The following is an 18,385-nucleotide window of genomic DNA, read 5'->3' on the forward strand; positions in this document are numbered from 1 at the left end:
AAAAGCTTAGAATACTTAGAGGTTTATTGCAATTTTGAAATTATCGCATCGCCCATTTGCGAAGTAGATACTTCTTTCATACCCTGAGATAGGATATCTTTCGTTCTTAGACCATCATTTAATACAGCTTGTACTGCATTTTCTAAAGCATCAGCTTCATTATCAAGATCTAAAGAATATCTTAAAGCCATTGCAAAACTTAATACTGTTGCGATTGGATTTGCTAGCCCCTTTCCTGCAATATCAGGGGCTGAACCATGTATAGGTTCATACATTGCTCTCATTTCACCATCTTTATTTTTTGCACCTAAAGATGCTGAAGGTAATAACCCTAGAGATCCTGTTAGCATTGAAGCTTGATCTGAAAGCATATCACCAAATAAATTATCAGTAACAATTACATCAAACTGTTTTGGATTTCTAAGTAATTGCATTGCACAGTTATCTGCAAGCATATGACTTAGCTCAACATCTTTGTATTCTTTTTCATGAAGTTCCTGAACTTCTTCTTTCCATAGTTGTCCAGCTTCCATAACATTAGATTTCTCACAAGATGTAACTTTATTTGATCTTTTTCTAGCAAGATCAAATGCAACTCTTGCAACTCTAGTAATTTCACTAGTGGTATAAGTGTGAGTATTTATTCCTTTTCTTTCACCATTTTCTATTGGTTTAATACCTCTTGGTTCACCAAAATAAATTCCACCTGTTAATTCTCTTACAATCATTATATCTAAACCCGAAACTACTTCTGGTTTAAGTGTTGATGCACCAACTAACTGTTCAAAACATATGGCAGGTCTCAAATTTGCAAATAATTTTAATTCTTTTCTTAATTTTAATAAAGCTCTCTCCGGTTTTTTTGAAAACTCAATATTATCCCACTTAGGTCCTCCAACTGCACCAAGCATAACAACTTCACTCTCTAAAGCTTTATAAAAAACTTCATCTGTTATAGGTGTGCCGTGTTTATCGTAAGAACATCCACCTGCAAGATCTTCATCTATTTCAAAGTCTAAAGATTTTTTATCATTGAACCAATTAATTATTTTTCTAACTTCTCCAATTACCTCAGGTCCAATACCATCACCTGGTAATAATAGAATTTTTCTTTTTTTTACTTTAATCATTAAAAACCCAAGGTTTTTTATCTTTTAACTGATTTTCAAAATTTTGAATTTTATCAGATTTTTTTAAAGAAAGAGCAATGTCATCTAATCCTTCTAGCAAACATTTTTTCTTAAATGGATCTATTTCAAATTTAATTTCATTGTTTCCATAAATAATTTTTTGATCATTTAAGTCTACAGAAATTTCTTCTTTTCTATTTGCATATTCAGAAAGTTCTTTTATTTTTTCTTCTTCAAGAATTATTGGTAAAATTCCATTTTTAAAACAATTACTATAAAAAATATCAGCATAACTTGAACTAATTACACAAGTAATTCCAAAATCTAACAATGCCCATGGAGCATGCTCTCTTGATGAACCACATCCAAAATTGTTTCCTGCAATTAAAATTTTTGAGTTATTAAATGGTTCCTGATTTAATACAAAATCATTAATTTCTTTTCCATTATCGTCATATCTCATTTCAAAAAACAAATTTTTTCCAAGTCCAGTTCTTTTTATTGTTTTTAAAAATTGCTTAGGAATAATCATGTCTGTATCGATATTTACGATCGGTAAATAAGCAGGAATACTTTTTAATGTATTAAATTTTTGCATTTAATTTTGATACTTTCTTACATCATCTAAATTACCAGAGATTGCAGCTGCAGCTGCCATCCCAGGGCTTACTAGATGCGTTCTGCCGCCTCTTCCCTGTCTTCCTTCAAAGTTTCTGTTTGAAGTAGATGCACATCTTTCCTCTGGTTTTAATTTATCTGCATTCATCGCTAAACACATAGAACAACCTGGCTCTCTCCATTCAAATCCTGAATTTACAAATATTTTATCTAAACCTTCTTGCTCAGCTTGTTCTTTAACCAATCCTGACCCTGGAACTACAATGGCATTTACATGAGATGATATTTTTTTATCCTTTAAGATTTTGGCAGCTTCTCTTAAATCTTCAATTCTTCCATTTGTACAGCTTCCAATAAATACTTTATCTATCTTAATATCAGTTGCTGCCATATCAGGTGTTAATCCCATATATTTTAGTGCTCTTTCAATTGAGTTCTTTTTATCCTCATCTTTTTCATTTTGAGGATTAGGTACTTTTCCATCAATTGTAATTACATCTTGAGGTGAAGTCCCCCAAGTAATCATCGGTAAAATCTCATTTGCATTAAGATTTATTTCTTTGTCAAAAGTTGCATCAGCATCTGTTTTTAAACTATTCCAATATACCAATGCCTTTTCCCAATTTTCTCCTTTTGGAGACATGGGTTTACCTTTTAAATATTCAAATATTTTTTCATCTGGAGCAATTAATCCAGCTCTTGCACCACCCTCAATGGTCATATTGCAAATAGTCATTCTCTGTTCAACACTTAAAGATCTTATTAAATCTCCAGCATACTCAACTACACAACCTGTTCCACCTGCAGTACCAATCCTTCCAATGATTTGAAGTATTACATCTTTAGATGTTACTCCTAATGGTAGTGTTCCATTAACATTAATTCTAAAATTTTTTGCTTTCTTTTGAACGAGTGTTTGCGTTGCTAAAACATGTTCAACTTCAGATGTTCCAATACCAAAAGCTAATGAGCCAAAAGCACCATGTGTTGCCGTATGACTATCTCCACACACAATAACTGTTCCTGGTTGAGTAAAGCCTTGTTCTGGTCCAATAATATGAACAATTCCTTGTCGTTTATCATCCATACCAAAAAGCTGCACACCAAATTCCTTACAATTTGACTCTAATGTATCAACTTGTAATTTCGATTCCTGGTCTGATATCCCTTTAGTTCTATCTGTTGTTGGAACATTATGATCAGCAACAGCTAAAGTAAAATTAGGATGACGAACTTTTCTATTTGAATTTCTTAAACCTTCAAACGCTTGTGGACTAGTAACTTCATGAATTAAGTGTCTATCGACAAACAATAAAGCTGTTCCATCTTCTTGCTGATCTACTAGATGATCATTCCAAATTTTATCGTAAAGAGTAGTGGACATTGAAAAAAAAATTATTTTTTTTCTGAAGTACTTTCTGTTGATTGTTCAGCAGTAGCTTCTTCTTTTGGAACTTCTGTTGCTGGAGCTGCTTCTACTTTAAGAGCCTCTTCTTTTGGAGCTTCTGTCGGTGGAGCTACATTTTCTTCAGTAACTGTTTCAGGTTTTGCATCAACATCAATACCAATTTTTTTTCTGATTTTTTCTGCAATCCTTGCTGATTTACCTGTTCTATCTCTTAGATAGTATAATTTTGCTCTTCTTACTTTTCCTGATCTAATAACTTTAATTGAGTCAATTAGAGTTCCATAAAGTGGAAATGTTCTTTCAACACCTTCACCAAAAGAAATTTTTCTAACTGTGAAAGACGAGTTTAAATCTCTGCTTTTTTTTGCAATACAAACGCCTTCAAAATATTGAATTCTCTCTTTTTTTCCCTCTGTAATTCTAACACCTACTTTAACTACATCTCCAGGGTAGAATTCAGGTATCTTTTTTTCTGAAAGTATTTTTTTAACGTTATGTTGATTTATCTCTTCAATTGTTTTCATAGTTATATTTATCAAATTAATTCTTCTTATATTTTTCCCATAAATCTGGTCTTCGGACGCGTGTTATAGCCTCAGATTGAGATAAACGCCAGTGTTTAATTTTACTGTGATCTCCTGACAAAAGTACTTCTGGAACCGCTTTTTCCTCCCAAATTTGAGGTTTTGTGAACTGAGGATACTCTAATAATCCATTTTCAAAACTTTCGTTTACCGTAGAATTCTCATTTCCCAGAACACCGGGTAAAAGTCTCAAAATACTATCAATCACCACAAATGCTGCTGACTCTCCTCCTGATAAAATAAAGTCTCCAATACTAACTTCTTCTATATTTCTCGTGCTTAACACTCTTTCATCAACTCCTTCGAAGTGTCCACAAATTATCGAAACCGATTTTTCCTTTGATAGTTCTTTGGCATAATTTTGATCAAATTTTTTTCCTCTTGGAGATAAATATATTATTTTTTCTCCCTCATTTTTATTTTGATCTAATGATTTTGCTAATACATCAGCTTTCATCAACATACCTGAACCACCTCCATAAGGAGTATCATCTACAGTTTTGTGTTTATCATCAGCAGCATCTCTAATGTTTACTACTTTTAAATTCCAAATATTTTTAGACATTGCTTTTCCATATAGACCTTTAGACAAAGGACCAGGAAAAATATCTGGATAAAGTGTAAACACTTGAGCTTGCCACATATACTTTCCTCAGTTTATTTTTTTTCCTCAGCTGGAGCTTCTTCTTTAGGAGCTTCTGCTGCTGGAGCTGCTTCTTCTTTAGGAGCTTCTGCTGCTGGAGCTGCTTCTGCTGCTGGGGCTGCTTCTGCTTTAGGAGCTTCTTCTTTAGGAGCTTCTGCTGCTGGAGCTGCTTCTGCTTTAGGAGCTTCTTCCTTTGGAGCTTCTGCTTTAGGAGCTTCTGCTGCTGGAGCTGCTTCTGCTGCTGGTGCTTTAGGAGCTTCTGCACCATCTTCCTCTTTTTTATTTCTTTCTTTTTTAGGAACAGCTTTATTTGGATTATTTCCAGCTGCTGGCATAGGGATTAAATCATTTTCACCTAAAATTCTTGCAACTCTTGTTGTTGGTTTAGCGCCTTGACCTAGCCAATATTTAATTCTTTCAGCTTCAAGACCTACTCTTTCTTTTTTATCTTTAGGAAGTAGTGGGTTAAAAAAACCAACTTTTTCTATAAATCTTCCATCTCTTGGGAAACGACTGTCAGCTACAACAACTTTGTAAACTGGTCTCTTTTTAGAGCCGCCCCTTGATAATCTAAGTTTTAACATTTGTTCTCCTTATTTTATTATTTTAGTTTATTAAATAGCTCTGGTGGTATCCCTTGATCAGACATACCTTTCAGATTTCCTTTTGACATCTTTTTCATCATTTCAGACATCATTTTAAATTGCTTAAGCAATTTATTGATAGTGGCTGGATCTGTGCCAGAGCCATTAGCAATTCTTTTTTTTCTTGAACCATCAATTACTTTTGGATTCTCTCTCTCTTTTTTTGTCATTGATAAAATGATAGCTTCGTTTTTTGTTATAATACTTTCGTCAATCCCTGCTGAATCCATTTGAGATTTAATTTTAGATACTCCGGGCATAAAAGACATGATCCCCTCAATGCCTCCCATTTTTTTCATTTGTCTTAATTGAGAAAGGTAATCTTCCATAGAGAATTGACCCTTTTTTAAATTTTCTTCAGCTTTTTTAATGTTCTCTTCACCTAAATCTTGTGCAGCTTTTTCTACAAGGGAAACAATGTCTCCCATTCCTAAAATTCTATTTGCTATTCTATCTGGATGAAATACCTCAAAATTCTCTATTTTTTCACCTATACCCAAAAATTTTATTGGAACATTTGATACATATTTCATACTCACGGCAGCTCCACCTCTGGCATCACCGTCAGCTCTAGTTAATATTATTCCAGATAAGTTAACTGTGTTTTTGAACTCTTTTGCAACTGAAGCAGCAACTTGACCTGTAAGAGAGTCCGCAACAAGAAAAGTTTCTGCTGGATTAATAATGCTCTCAATTTGTTTGATCTCGCTCATCATTTGTAAATCAATTTGAGTTCTCCCAGCTGTATCAAACAAAATTATATCTGCTCCATTTAGATTTGCTGCACTCATGGCTCTTTGGCAAATATCAGTTGGTTGTTGACCTTCAATAATTGGGAGCGTCAAAATATTATTCTGTTCACCTAAAGATCTAAGCTGTTCTTGTGCTGCTGGCCTATAAATATCCAAACTGACCATCATCACTTTTTTCTTTTTGTTATCTTCTAAATATTTAGCTAATTTTGCAGTAGAAGTTGTCTTACCCGAACCCTGCAAACCAACCATCATCATAGGAACTGGTGGTACAGCATTTAAATTTATGTCTGCATTGCTAGAACCTAGTAAGTTTACTAGCTCATCGTAGACAATTTTTACAACCATATCTCCAGGAGAAGTTGATCTTATGATTTCTTGTCCTAAAGCTTTAGGTTTTACGTTTTCAACAAATTCTTTTGCAACATCTAAAGAAACATCTGCCTCAAGCAATGCTTGCCTAATACTTCTCAAGCCCTCATCTACCTGAGCTTCATTCAGAGAGGGTGCTTTTTTTAAAGAAGAAAAAATTTCTTCAAATTTATTTGTTAAGTTTTCAAACATATATTTTTTTGTTACGCATAGCAGTAACGCACTAGTGGGCGAACTCTCGCTGACTAGTGTCGATCTCTTTGTTTCCAAAGACACCGCAAAGTTAATGTTTTTGCGGAAACGGCAACAACCTATAATAGAGGTTCAAAAAGTCAATAAATAAGTTAAATATCTAATTATGAATATTAAAGCATTTAAAATGGACGGTTTAGGCAATGATTTTGTAATTATTGATAATAGAGAAAAAGTTACAAATCTTACCAAAGACCAAATAATTAAAATTTGTGACAGAAACTTTATAGGATGCGACCAACTTATATTAATTAATAAAGACCAAAATTACGATGCTTCAATAGAATTTTTTAACTCTGATGGTGGGGTTTCTGGTGCATGTGGAAATGGTACAAGGTGTGTGGCTGAGCTATTAGGAAAAGAAAAAAATAAAGATACAATTATATTAACAACTTTATCTGGACATTTAAAATCTCATATTTTAGGAGAAAAATTAGTATCTACTGAAATTGGTTTGGGCAAAACTAAATGGAATGAAATTCCATTATCTGAAGAATTAGAAACTAAAAACTTAAATATTAAAATTGTTGATTCAAATAATAATGAATTTATTGGAGGAACGGCTGTTAATGTGGGAAATCCTCATATAATTTTTTTTGTAAAAGACAACGAACAATTCGAAATAGAAAAAATTGGCCCAGAAATAGAAAACCACAAACTGTTTCCAGAAAAATGTAATGTCACAATAGCCACAATAATAAATAAAGAGTTAATAAAGGTAAAAGTTTGGGAAAGAGGAGCTGGTTTGACAAAAGCATGCGGAACTGCAGCTTGTGCTACTGCCTTTGCTGCAAAGCAGGCAGGACTTGCTAGCGATAAAGTTAACATCGAATTTTCTACTGGAAGATTAACGATATCTATAGATGAAAACAATAGCATCCACATGAAGGGTCCTGTTTCTGATATAAAAAAAATTGATATAGAAATTTAATGGGAATTTTTGAAAAATTTAAATCAGGATTTAAAAAAAGTGCTTCAGCTTTTACATCGGGCTTAAGAGATATAGTTGTCAAAAAAGAAATTGATGACAAAACTTTAGACAGAATTGAAGATTATTTAATTCAATCAGATGTTGGGGTAGCTTCTGCATCAGAAATTAGAGAAATAATCTCAAAAACAAAAATAGATCCAAACAAAGATTTAACTGCTGAGATAAATAATATTCTTAAAGACTACATTATCTCAGTTATGAAACCTCTAGAAAATAATGAATTTTTTAAAAATAAAGAAAAACTTAATGCCATTTTAGTTTCTGGAGTTAACGGCGTTGGTAAAACAACAACTATTGGGAAAATTAGTAAAATATTAAAAGAAAATGGTAATAAAGTTATGTTGGCAGCATCAGATACATTTAGAGCTGCTGCTATAGAGCAATTAGAAAATTGGGCAAAAAAAATTAATGTTGAAATTACAAAATCTTCACAAGGATCTGATCCTGCATCTGTAGCCTATAAGGCAATAGAAACTTCTATATCAAACAATTTTAATCAAGTTTTAATTGATACTGCTGGTAGACTGCAAAATAAAAAAAACCTAATGGAAGAATATAAAAAAATAGCAAACGTTACAAAAAAAATAGATGAAAGTGCACCTCATGATGTGATTTTAGTTTTAGATGCAACTTCAGGTCAAAACGTTTTAAATCAAGTTGAAGAATTTAATAAAATTATCCCAATTACAGGCTTAGTAATGACAAAATTAGATGGAACAGCTAAGGGGGGAATACTTCTGGCTGTAGCTAAAAAGTATAAAATACCAATTATTGCACTTGGTTTAGGTGAAAAGGAAGATGATCTGCAAATTTTTGAAGCTGAAAAATTTGCCGATGCATTTACACAAATTACTTAATTAAAGTGCTTGATATTAAAGGTTTATAAAAACTACATCTATAATTATCCTTAAATTTGTAGTGTCCACAATCTTTTGCAATGGATGAAATAATGAAATCAAATTTTCCATTAGTTGGATATAAATCTAATTTCTTTTCAACAATATCATATTTGAAATTTACTTTTAAACTTTTAACAGCACTAATCATAACCAATGTTTTGTTATCCTTTAATAGATAATAAGCAAAATCATCTGGAAAAACTGGAAAATTATATTCCTTTAAAAAATTTTTTGCTTTTCTTGGAAACCATTCATAAGAAATCAATGGTGATGATACTTCTGTTTTATAATCATATATATAGAGATCTTTAGGGTAATCATTGATGTAATTACTTACTTCCCCTTTTGCTAATATAGCCTTTTCTCTTGGTTTAAAATACAAAGCAAAATTTTCATCATGCGAGTTCATTTGATCAATAAAAAATAAATTTTCAATTGAAGACAAATTTTCTTTAGAAAAAGAAGTTCCTGAAATAAGAAAAGTCAAAAAAATATAAATGAATAATTTCTTCATGATTAGAAATTAATTAGAATTTTTGGAATAAAATTGTTTTGATTGTGGCTTAATTTAAACTTTTTATAAATGAACCTAGTTGAAAAACCATATTATTATCAAATTCCATCATATGATCGTCATGTTTGGTAAAATAAGAAGACTTTGGATCATTTGCTAAATCAAACATCTTCTTTCCCATTGAAAAAGGAACAATTTGATCTTTTTCTCCATGCATTACTAAAACTGGAATATTGATATTTTTTATTTTTTCATCATTTTTATATTTATCTTTCAATATTAGAGAAACAGGAATGTATGGATAAAAATTCTTAGCTGCAGCAACCATTGAAGTGAAAGGTGTTTCTAAAATTAAGCCAGCATATTTTTTATTTTGAGAAACCTCAGTTGCAATTCCTGTGCCAAGTGACTCTCCATAAATAATTAAATCACTGTCACTCAAACCTTTATTTTTAAGCCAGTTAATTGCGCTTTTTCCATCCTCATATAAAGCACTTTCAGATGGTTTTCCTAAATTTCCACTAAATCCACGCCAAGCGATAATTAAAAAATTTACATTCATATTTTTAAAATGATTTAATTTATGAATTCTATTTTCTAGGCTTCCTGCATTTCCGTGAAAATAAACAATGGTCTTAAATTTATTCAAATCTTTTTTATGAAACCATCCTAAAAGGCTAATGTTATCTGCTGTTTGAATTTGAACTTTTTCTATTTCTACTTCTATTTTATCTCCTGAATAATTATTTTCCTGGGGATGATACATTAGATTTCTTTGAAATATAAAAAGATAAGCTAGTAAAATAAGATATATAACGAAGATCCAAATTATAATTTGCAAAATTAACTTCCTAGGTTTTGGTATCATAATTTTTCTTTGCTAAGTAAACTCCAACAAAAACAAGAGCAGTACCAATATAATGAAATGTTTCTAAATTTTCATCAAACAATATAAATCCGTATATTGCAGCATAGATAGTAAATACATACAAAGTAAAACCAGTAAGTGAAGCTCCTAAGCTTTCTTGAGCTTTAGTATATAAAGTAAATGCTATAATCCCTGGTGAAACGGCTGCAAATATAGTCCACAATAAAAAATCAGAATTAAATATAGTTTGTTCAAAATAAATTTCTTCTGCCAAATAAAATGGAAATAAACTAACTGCACCAAAAAAAGATATCATAGAAAATCTAGTAAAAATCGATAATTGAGATTTCCAGTAAAATAAATAAATCGAATATAAGGCCCAGCCAATCGCAGCTGCCAACATCCATAAATCTCCAATGGTGAAATTTAAATTTAAAAGTAAATTTAAATCTCCTTTAATAATAATTGCTAAAACTCCAACTAAACATGAAATCAAACCAATAATTTTTAATAAATTAATTTTCTCTTTAAAAAATATTGCAGAAATCATAATTATAAAAATAGGAGATGAGGTATAAATAATTCCCATATTTGTAACAGTTGTCGTTTTACCCGCTAAAAAAGGAAAAGCCCCACAAACTCCACATCCCATTGCTCCTAGAAAAAATAATTTTGAGTATTCATTTTTAATAACTTTGAAATTTTTTTTTAATGATGAATATGTGAAAGGTAAGAGAATTAAAAATACAAACGTCCACCTCCAAAAAGCTAATGAAATTGGGGGCACAAACTCAACACCACCTCTAGCAACAATTAAATTAGATGCCATAAATATTGGTTGAATAAATAAAAGAGATAAAGCTAATAAATTTTTATTTTGATTAGACAATTGTATATTAAGAAAAATTATTTTTTATCGAAAAACGCTTCGTAAACCATCATAAAAATTGCTCCACCCATCAAAATATAAACAGGAAGAACATCAAAAAATCCAATCATAGATGATCTAGTCAACGTTGTTGCAAGTCCTACTAAAAAAGCAATTGCAAGAAGAGAACCTAAAAATGTTGTAAATTTTTGCATTTAATTATTACATTCCTTTTCTAACCAATTAGCAACACCTAAAAATCTTTGATCATCATATTTTGCACCAATTAATTGTACACCTAAAGGTAAATTGTTTTCACCTTGAAGTATAGGTAATGATATACAAGGTGTACCTAAATAAGACCAGACCTTGTTAAATTCTGCTGTTCCTGTGCTTTTTAAACCTTTCAGTGCTACTCCGGGACTAGATGGAGATAAAACTCCATGATAATCCTCAAAAACTTCCTTATAAGATTCATAACTTCTTTTCATAAAATCTATAGCTTCTGCATATTCTTTTGCAGAATGTTTGTTACCTTTTGAAATTGCATCTTGCATATACTTAGATAATTTTTTCTTATATTTTTTATAATAGAGTGAAAAATTATTAGCTAAATCTGTCTCATGAATTATTTGATGGTATTTATGAATATCTTTAAAGTACGAAGGTGTATCAAAAACTTCGATATTATTTTTGAATGATTTTATAAAGTATTCAAATGCTTCTCTTGATTTTTTTCCAAGAAGCTTCCAATGATCAGTTTTGTAAAAAATAAATTTAGGATCAAACAAAGGTCCTTTTTTTGTTTCTGCTAACATTTCATCACTAGAGTAATGAACTGTTGCTGTATCATAATTATCTTTTTTGATTAAAATTTTAGCAAGGAGAGCAACATCTTCTACCGATCTTCCAAAAACACCAATGTGATCTAATTTTTCAGAGGTTTTTAGAACACCATTTCTACTAATCAAACCATAACTAGGCTTATAACCAACAACTCCACAATAAGATGCAGGTCTTATAACTGAACCTCCTGTTTGTGATCCAATTGCAAGCGGAGCCATAAAAGAAGCTACTGCTGCTGCAGATCCACTAGATGATCCACCTGGGGTTCTAGAATAATCATGAGGATTTGTAGTTTTTGAAGGACCTAAAAATGCCAATTCCGATGTTGCTGTTTTACCCATTATAATTGCTCCAGCAGATATTAATAGATCAACTATTTCAGCATTTTGAGAATATGATTTCCCTTTTCTTATTGATGTTCCACATTCTGTAGGCATATCAACAGTTCCAACAATATCTTTTACCGCAACTGGTATTCCATGAAGTGGGCCGAGTGGTTTACCTGATTTCCTATGTTCATCAGCCTCTGATGCCTTTTCTAGTAAAAGTTTTTTATCTAAATGCGCCCATGCTTTTACGTCTTTTTCAAATTTATTTACTCTGTCTATATAAATTTTACATAACTCTACTGATGTAATTTGTGCTTCTTTAATTTTTACAGCAAGTTCTTCAACTTTTAATGAAAAAACATCTGTCATTTTCTTTTATTGTGCAAATAAAGTTTCCGGTAACCAAAGCGCTATTCCTGGGAACATATACATTAAAAACATCGCAAATATTACAATTGCTAAAAATGGCATTATTCCTCTGAATATATCCATAAGTTCAACATTAGATTTTTGAACTCCTTTTAAATAATAAGCCGACATAGCCATGGGTGGGGTTAAAAATGATGTTTGTAAATTTAAAGCAATTAACATTGCAAAGAAATATGGATTAACACCAAATACTTCTAACAAGGGTAAAAATATTGGAACAAAAATAATCAAAATTTCAGTCCATTCTAAAGGCCATCCTAGAAGAAAAATAATTATTTGAGTGATAATTAAAAACTGCCAAGTCGTAATATTTATAGAAGTAAAGAAGTGTTCAAAAACCTCGTGTCCCCCCAAATAAGAAAACACCGATGAAAAAGTCCAGGAACCAATAAACAACCACATGATCATTGCAGTTGTTTTAGCTGTTAAAAAAACAGACTCTTTAAAGTTTTGCCATTTAAGTGTTTTATAAAACCAAGATAAAAGTATTGCCCCAAAAGCTCCTGCTGCAGCTGCTTCTGCTGGAGTTGCAATACCTGCCAAAATAGTACCTAATACAAGCATAATTAAACCAAACAGTGGAACAAAAGAAACCAAAACTTCTTTTAAAATTTCACCAGTTGGTGGAATATCTTCTTTTGGAGGTCTAGGTGCAATAGATGGATTTAACCACGCTCTAAATACTGCATATGCAATGTAAAGACCTGCTAAAAGTAGACCTGGAAATATCGCTGCTGCAAAAAGTCTTAATGGTGATAGTTGGGCTATTACTGAATAAACAATAAGCATAATACTCGGTGGAATTAAAATTCCTAAACATCCACCAGCGCAAATAATTCCTGACGCAAATTTTTTATCATAACCTGCTTTAACCATTGCAGGCCATGCTAACAGTCCCATCAAAGTTACAACAGCACCAATAATTCCTGTAGCTGTCGAAAATAATGTACAAGTAATTAGTGCAGCTACCGCCATTGAAGCTGGAAGTCTATGTGCGGCCAATCTAATCGCAAAAAATAGTTTAGCTACGATCCCTGCTCTTTCAACTAGATATCCCATGAATAAAAATAAAGGCACAGCCGTAAGAACGTTGTTGTCCATAACAGTATAAGTATTTTGAACAAACAATTGGAATATACGATTATCGAAAATGTGCTCCATCATTGTTGCATCGTAATAAGCAAAATATCCAAAGCCTATTCCCATAGCCATTAAAGTGAAAGCAATCGGGAAACCTAAAAGAACTGCAAACAAAAACATACCCATCATTAAAATTGCAATTTCTGGATTTGTTAAACTAAATAACATTTTTTTTGTCCTCTTCTTGAGCTGTTCTCATTAAAACTTGTTCTGTTTCTTCAGCAACGACCATTCGTGCTGGCCATTGTCCTGTTTGAATACATATAATAGATCTAAATACTTCACTGATGCCTTGAATAATTAATAAAACACCTGCAGCTGGTATCATCGATTTAACCATATAAATTTGGATTTGAGCTGGACTACTCCAACTAGTCTCTTTTATTTTCCAAGCAAGCGCAGCATATTCATATCCATAAAAAGCTAACGCGATCACACCTGGAAAAAAGAAAATAAAGTATAAAACTAAATCAATCCAAGCCTGAGTTTTTTGACTAAATAATCTGTAAATAACGTCACCTCTAACATGTGATTCTGTAGCTAAACAATATGCGCCTGACATCATTAAAATTGCACCATACATCTGCATACTAAAATCAAAGTTCCAAAGTGTAGGTGAATTAAAAACATAAGCCATAACTACTTCATAAACAGTTCCTCCCATTAAAACTACTATGCACCAAGAAAAAGCTTTCCCCATTGATGTGCTGAGAGTATCTGCAAATTGTATAAATGACTTCATATCAAAGAAATATATTAAAATACGTGTAAAAAAAAGGGGGTTTTTAAACCCCCTTTTAAATTTATTTTAAAGTTAATTAGATTTTAACTTTTTCGATTGGACCAAACTCATTTTCATAAGCTAATTTGTAGTTCGGTTGATTCATCAACAGATACTTCATAGTTCTCTTAGCGTATGCTTTTTGTGAGTCTACTACTTTTTTGAAGAAAGCATCTTTAGCAGAAAACTCTCCTACAACTTTATCCCAACCTTTTAATTGTTCTGCTAGGATAGCATCAGACGTTTGGTAAACATTAACCTTATGCTCATTCATCAACTTAGCAAGGTCAGTTGAATATCTAACCAATGCTTTAAAGTAGTTATCTGAGTTTGCAGCATAAGCAGCATTTCTCAAGATAGCTTGATGTTCAGGTGAAAGGCTGTTTAGTCTCTTAGTGTTCATAGGAATTTCAAACATTTCCTGAGATTGGTGGAAACTTCCTAAGTGATAGTGTTTAGAGACGTCTTGCATTCCAAACTGTGAGTCTGATGTTGGGTTGTTAAACTCAGCAGCATCAATCAAACCAGTTTTCATTGCTGGTTGGATTTCACCACCTGGTAACTGTCTTACAACCATTCCCATAGCAGTTAAAACGTTAGTCGCTAGACCAACAGTTCTATACTTCATACCTTTAACATCAGATACTTTAGTTACGTTCTTTTTGAACCAACCAAAAGGCTGTGCAGGCATTGGCATATGGAAGAAACCTGTGTAATTAAATCCTACACTTTTTACAGCTTCTTCATATAATGCTCTTCCTCCACCATACTCCATCCATCCCATAACTTCTTGAGATGACATTCCATATGAAGGACCTGTTCCAAAAAGAGATGCAGCAGGGTTTTTTCCGTACCAGTATGCTGTCACCCAGTGACCCATATCTACTACTCCGGAACTAACTGCTTGACCAATTTCAGAAGTTTTTACAACTGCTCCAACTGGTTGCACATCAATTTTTAATTTACCACCTGACATGTCACTAACCATTTTCGCATAGTCTGAAGCCATTTCGAAAAATATGTTAGCACCTGATGGCCAAGCAGCTTGCATTTTTAAAGTAACGTGACCGTCACCTAAAGCAATGTTTGGCATAGCCACTGCTGCTGCTGTTGCTGCACCAGTTGCTGCCGCTGCTTTGAAGAACTTTCTTCTTGAAGGAGTTTTAGAACTCTTCAAAGATTTCTTATTCTTAATCATTTATTCTCCTCTAGTTAATTAACTTGGCGAGCACTAAAACATATTTTTACATTAGAGTCTTTCTAAAAAGTGACCTAGAATGGGTTAAATAGGATTTTTTTACAATTATAAGTAGAATTTAAAACTTAAATTAATTTATTATTTTCGTAAATACAGCACTTTTCAGCTGGTATATGAAGTTTGATTTTTTCACCTGAAATTTCAGTTTCTCTATTAACCTTAGACTTAATTTCAAAATTATCCATTCTTGCAGTAATCAATTTGTAATTTCCAAAATCTTCAACTTTTTGAACATTTACATCAACAAGATTTTCACTTTGATTTTTTGCAATTTTAATAAACTCAGATCTAATTCCTAATTTTATATTTTTACTTTTTAAATTAGACAAATTTGTATTCGTCTTAATTATTGTATTATTTATTTTAACAGTATTTTCTGAAGTTGCTTCACTATCAAATAAATTCATAGCAGGAGAACCAATAAAGTAACCAACAAAAGTTGTATTTGGTCTTTCAAATAATTCTTTAGGTGAACCTGTTTGTACAACTTCTCCTTCGCTCATCACAATTATATTATCTGCAAATGTCATGGCTTCGTTTTGATCATGTGTTACATAAACTAAAGTTGTTTTGTATTGTTCGTTTATTTCTTTTAGGTTTCTTCTCAATCTAAATTTTAAATCAGGATCAATAACAGTCAAAGGCTCATCCATTAAAACTGCAGCAACATCTTCTCGTACCAAACCTCTTCCTAAAGATATTAATTGTTTTTGATCTGCTGTTAATTTTCGTGCAGGAGAGTTTAAAAAAGATTTTAAATTTAAAGTTTCTGCAACAGAATTAACTCTTTCATCTATTTTAGCTTTTGAAAAATCTCTACACTTTAATGGAAAAGCAAGATTTTCAAAAACTGTCATGGTGTTATAAATTACTGGAAACTGAAAAACTTGAGCAATATTTCTTTCTTCTGTTTTTAAATCTGTAACATCTTTATCATCAAATAATATTTTTCCAGCTGATGGTCTTACTAATCCAGAAACAATATTTAACATCGTTGTTTTTCCACATCCAGAAGGACCTAAGATTGCATATCTATTTCCATTCTCCCAAGTCATCGAAAATGGATTTAATGCATAAACTGGATTTGGATCATTTGGATTGTAAGAATGTGAGATATTACTTAAATCAATTTTAGCCATTGCTTCCTCCAAATGGTGAGGATGCTAATTTACCATCAGCAGCAAAGGCATAAGCTCTATCTATTTTAAAATCTATTTTAATCTTGTCATGAATTTTAAAATTCAAAACCTCTTCTATAGAAATAATAATTTTTATAGTTCCTCTTTTTAAATGGAGTAAAGTTTCAGAACCACTAATTTCAGCAAGCTCAACTTCAAATTCATGACCATTTTCATTAAGTTCAATATCTGAAGATCTTAAACCAATCTTTAGTCCGCTATCTGTTAACTTTGATAGATGATTGGGCGCTTTTATTTCAATACCTTCAAATTTTATTTGCTCATTAGATATTTCTGCTTCAATAATATTCATAGGTGGGTCGTTAGAAATTTCAGCAACTTTTAAAGAACTTGGGTTCTCAAATATTTCTTTTGCTGGACCTACTTGTAGCACTTTGCCTTCATCTAGAACAATTACTTCTCCATTTAATTCCATGGTTTCTCTTGGGTCTGTAGTAGAATAAATTAAGATAGTTTCATCAGCTAAACCTTTTGAAAACAAACTCTTAAATTCCTCTCTAAGCTGTTCTCTCAATTTGTAATCTAAATTAACTAAAGGCTCATCTAGCAATAATATTTTAGCATTTTTAACTAATGATCTTGCTAAAGAGACACGTTGTTGCTGACCACCAGATAGCTCCTGAATTTTTCTGTTTTCATAGCCAACTAACCCAACTGATTTTAAAGATTCCATTACTTTATTTTTGATTTCTTCATTATCGATTTTTCTTTGTCTCAAAGGAAACGCAATATTTTCAAATACATTTAAATGAGGATAATTAATAAATTGTTGATAAACCATAGCTACATTTCTTTGCCAAACTGGAACCTTTAAAAAATCCTTACCATCAAATTCGATAGCACCACTGTCTGGAGTTAAAAGTCCAGCTATAGTTTTTAATAAAGTTGTTTTACCTGATAAAGTTCTTCCAAGAATTGTGTACAAATTCCCCTCTTTAAAATTAAAAGACACTTCGTTTAGGTGATACTCTTCACTTGGTTTATATGTTAAGTTGTTAGCAATTAAATTCATTATTTAATTGCTCCTGATAGATTTCCTTTAGATAGATATCTCTCAACTATGAAGGCTACTATAATTAATGGTGCAACTGAAACCAGAGCAGATGCTGACAAACTCCACCATGGAGTAACAGATGAGTTCAGCGCAACAATTTTAACTGGCAATAACTGTACTTCTGTGAAAGTTAAAATGAACGCAAAGAAAAAATCTATCCATCCAAAAATAATACAAAACATACCAGCAACAATTAACCCTGGTATTGAATTAGGTAGCACCACTTTTAAGAAAGCTTGATAAGGATTACATCCATCAATCAAAGCTGTTTCATCAATTTCTCTTGGAACTTTATTAAAGAAATCAACCATAATCCAAACTGCAATAGGCATCAGTAAAACAATATAAACTACAATCAATCCTATGAGGCTATCTAATAAATTAATTGAACTTAAAAATAAGAAAAATGGAATTGATAAAACAATTGGTGGCATAATTCTTTGAGAAATAAAGAAAAATGTAATGTCATTATTTTTTACAAAGCCTGCTTTAAAGGTGTATCTGGATAAAGCATAAGCTGACAATGTGCCAAGAATTATACTAATTAAACTTGCAGTACAGGTTACAAATAAACTATTGAAATAAGGTTCTACTATATCAACTCCACCTTTAGCTGGAGATTTTATCAAAACTTTCCAACCCTCTAAATTAGGTTCAAAGTCTACCCATGGTATATACGTAACTCCACCATTTACAGATTGAAAATCTTTAAACGATGTAGTTAAGGCCCAAAGAAAAGGAGCAACAACAAAGACTGCCCAAAAGACAATAAAAAAATATTTTAAAAATGTATAAAGCTTGCTCAT

20 protein-coding genes are annotated in these 18,385 nt (G+C 31.8%); 2 read left to right on the forward strand and 18 right to left on the reverse strand.

The window, feature by feature from the left end; translation table 11 throughout:
- Positions 1-23: 23 nt before the first annotated feature.
- The 7 genes from leuB to ffh are packed head-to-tail and all read right to left on the reverse strand — an operon-like array spanning position 24 to position 6,343.
- Entirely contained in the window at positions 24-1,130 is a 1,107-nt protein-coding gene (gene leuB, locus ACTTAR_RS04700; RefSeq protein ID WP_440697849.1) for a 3-isopropylmalate dehydrogenase, read from the reverse strand.
- A complete protein-coding gene (gene leuD, locus ACTTAR_RS04705) occupies positions 1,123-1,728 on the reverse strand; it encodes a 3-isopropylmalate dehydratase small subunit (RefSeq protein ID WP_262589907.1) in 606 nt (201 codons plus the stop codon). The genes leuB and leuD overlap by 8 nt, the downstream gene beginning before the upstream one ends.
- Entirely contained in the window at positions 1,729-3,132 is a 1,404-nt protein-coding gene (gene leuC, locus ACTTAR_RS04710; RefSeq protein ID WP_440681505.1) for a 3-isopropylmalate dehydratase large subunit, read from the reverse strand.
- An 11-nt stretch (positions 3,133-3,143) separates the two neighbouring features.
- On the reverse strand, positions 3,144-3,680 hold the full coding sequence (rplS, locus tag ACTTAR_RS04715; RefSeq protein ID WP_440681504.1) for a 50S ribosomal protein L19: 537 nt from the start codon (positions 3,678-3,680) through the stop codon (positions 3,144-3,146).
- Between the two features lie 16 nt (positions 3,681-3,696).
- Entirely contained in the window at positions 3,697-4,383 is a 687-nt protein-coding gene (gene trmD / locus ACTTAR_RS04720) for a tRNA (guanosine(37)-N1)-methyltransferase TrmD (RefSeq protein ID WP_440681503.1), read from the reverse strand.
- A gap of 14 nt (positions 4,384-4,397) precedes the next feature.
- Positions 4,398-4,967: a 30S ribosomal protein S16 gene (gene rpsP / locus ACTTAR_RS04725; RefSeq protein WP_440697850.1), complete on the reverse strand. Its 570-nt coding sequence runs from the start codon at positions 4,965-4,967 to the stop codon at positions 4,398-4,400.
- Between the two features lie 17 nt (positions 4,968-4,984).
- Positions 4,985-6,343, reverse strand: a complete 1,359-nt coding sequence (gene ffh, locus ACTTAR_RS04730) for a signal recognition particle protein (protein ID WP_262589911.1) — start codon at positions 6,341-6,343, stop codon at positions 4,985-4,987.
- A gap of 166 nt (positions 6,344-6,509) precedes the next feature.
- Here ffh and dapF point away from each other — a divergent pair, with 166 nt between their 5' ends.
- Positions 6,510-7,334, forward strand: a complete 825-nt coding sequence (dapF, locus tag ACTTAR_RS04735; protein ID WP_440697851.1) for a diaminopimelate epimerase — start codon at positions 6,510-6,512, stop codon at positions 7,332-7,334.
- Complete coding sequence (ftsY, locus tag ACTTAR_RS04740) at positions 7,334-8,251, forward strand: signal recognition particle-docking protein FtsY (RefSeq protein WP_428078914.1); 918 nt, start codon at positions 7,334-7,336, stop codon at positions 8,249-8,251. Before dapF ends, ftsY begins: the two co-directional genes overlap by 1 nt.
- Here the strand turns inward: ftsY and ACTTAR_RS04745 are convergent.
- The 11 genes from ACTTAR_RS04745 to ACTTAR_RS04795 all read right to left on the reverse strand — a co-directional run bounded on the left by ACTTAR_RS04745 (position 8,244) and on the right by ACTTAR_RS04795 (position 18,385).
- The gene (locus ACTTAR_RS04745; RefSeq protein WP_440655940.1) at positions 8,244-8,807 is read right to left on the reverse strand and encodes a hypothetical protein; all 564 of its coding nucleotides are present in this window, start codon (positions 8,805-8,807) and stop codon (positions 8,244-8,246) included. The two genes, ftsY and ACTTAR_RS04745, sit on opposite strands and share 8 nt — an antisense overlap.
- A 49-nt stretch (positions 8,808-8,856) precedes the next feature.
- Positions 8,857-9,573 carry an alpha/beta hydrolase gene (locus tag ACTTAR_RS04750; RefSeq protein WP_440697852.1) on the reverse strand — a complete coding sequence of 239 codons (717 nt, stop codon included), beginning with the start codon at positions 9,571-9,573 and terminating at the stop codon, positions 8,857-8,859.
- A gap of 85 nt (positions 9,574-9,658) precedes the next feature.
- Positions 9,659-10,564 (reverse strand): DMT family transporter, encoded by a 906-nt coding sequence (locus ACTTAR_RS04755; RefSeq protein ID WP_440655936.1) that lies wholly within the window; start codon positions 10,562-10,564, stop codon positions 9,659-9,661.
- Positions 10,565-10,581: 17 nt separating this feature from the next.
- Positions 10,582-10,758 carry a hypothetical protein gene (locus tag ACTTAR_RS04760; RefSeq protein ID WP_179850415.1) on the reverse strand — a complete coding sequence of 59 codons (177 nt, stop codon included), beginning with the start codon at positions 10,756-10,758 and terminating at the stop codon, positions 10,582-10,584.
- Positions 10,759-12,087, reverse strand: coding sequence for an amidase (locus ACTTAR_RS04765; RefSeq protein ID WP_440681497.1), 1,329 nt, complete (start codon positions 12,085-12,087; stop codon positions 10,759-10,761).
- A 6-nt stretch (positions 12,088-12,093) separates the two neighbouring features.
- The gene (locus tag ACTTAR_RS04770) at positions 12,094-13,455 is read right to left on the reverse strand and encodes a TRAP transporter large permease (RefSeq protein WP_262589918.1); all 1,362 of its coding nucleotides are present in this window, start codon (positions 13,453-13,455) and stop codon (positions 12,094-12,096) included.
- On the reverse strand, positions 13,445-14,029 hold the full coding sequence (locus ACTTAR_RS04775; RefSeq protein WP_262589920.1) for a TRAP transporter small permease subunit: 585 nt from the start codon (positions 14,027-14,029) through the stop codon (positions 13,445-13,447). Before ACTTAR_RS04775 ends, ACTTAR_RS04770 begins: the two co-directional genes overlap by 11 nt.
- A 76-nt stretch (positions 14,030-14,105) precedes the next feature.
- Positions 14,106-15,266, reverse strand: coding sequence for a TRAP transporter substrate-binding protein (locus ACTTAR_RS04780; RefSeq protein ID WP_262589921.1), 1,161 nt, complete (start codon positions 15,264-15,266; stop codon positions 14,106-14,108).
- A 125-nt stretch (positions 15,267-15,391) separates the two neighbouring features.
- On the reverse strand, positions 15,392-16,465 hold the full coding sequence (locus ACTTAR_RS04785) for an ABC transporter ATP-binding protein (RefSeq protein ID WP_440635399.1): 1,074 nt from the start codon (positions 16,463-16,465) through the stop codon (positions 15,392-15,394).
- The gene (locus ACTTAR_RS04790; protein WP_440697853.1) at positions 16,458-17,537 is read right to left on the reverse strand and encodes an ABC transporter ATP-binding protein; all 1,080 of its coding nucleotides are present in this window, start codon (positions 17,535-17,537) and stop codon (positions 16,458-16,460) included. Before ACTTAR_RS04790 ends, ACTTAR_RS04785 begins: the two co-directional genes overlap by 8 nt.
- Positions 17,537-18,385 (reverse strand): carbohydrate ABC transporter permease, encoded by an 849-nt coding sequence (locus ACTTAR_RS04795; RefSeq protein WP_440633108.1) that lies wholly within the window; start codon positions 18,383-18,385, stop codon positions 17,537-17,539. The genes ACTTAR_RS04790 and ACTTAR_RS04795 overlap by 1 nt, the downstream gene beginning before the upstream one ends.

Origin of the sequence: Candidatus Pelagibacter sp. HIMB1709 (assembly GCF_052047635.1) — a bacterium.
GTDB lineage: Bacteria > Pseudomonadota > Alphaproteobacteria > Pelagibacterales > Pelagibacteraceae > Pelagibacter.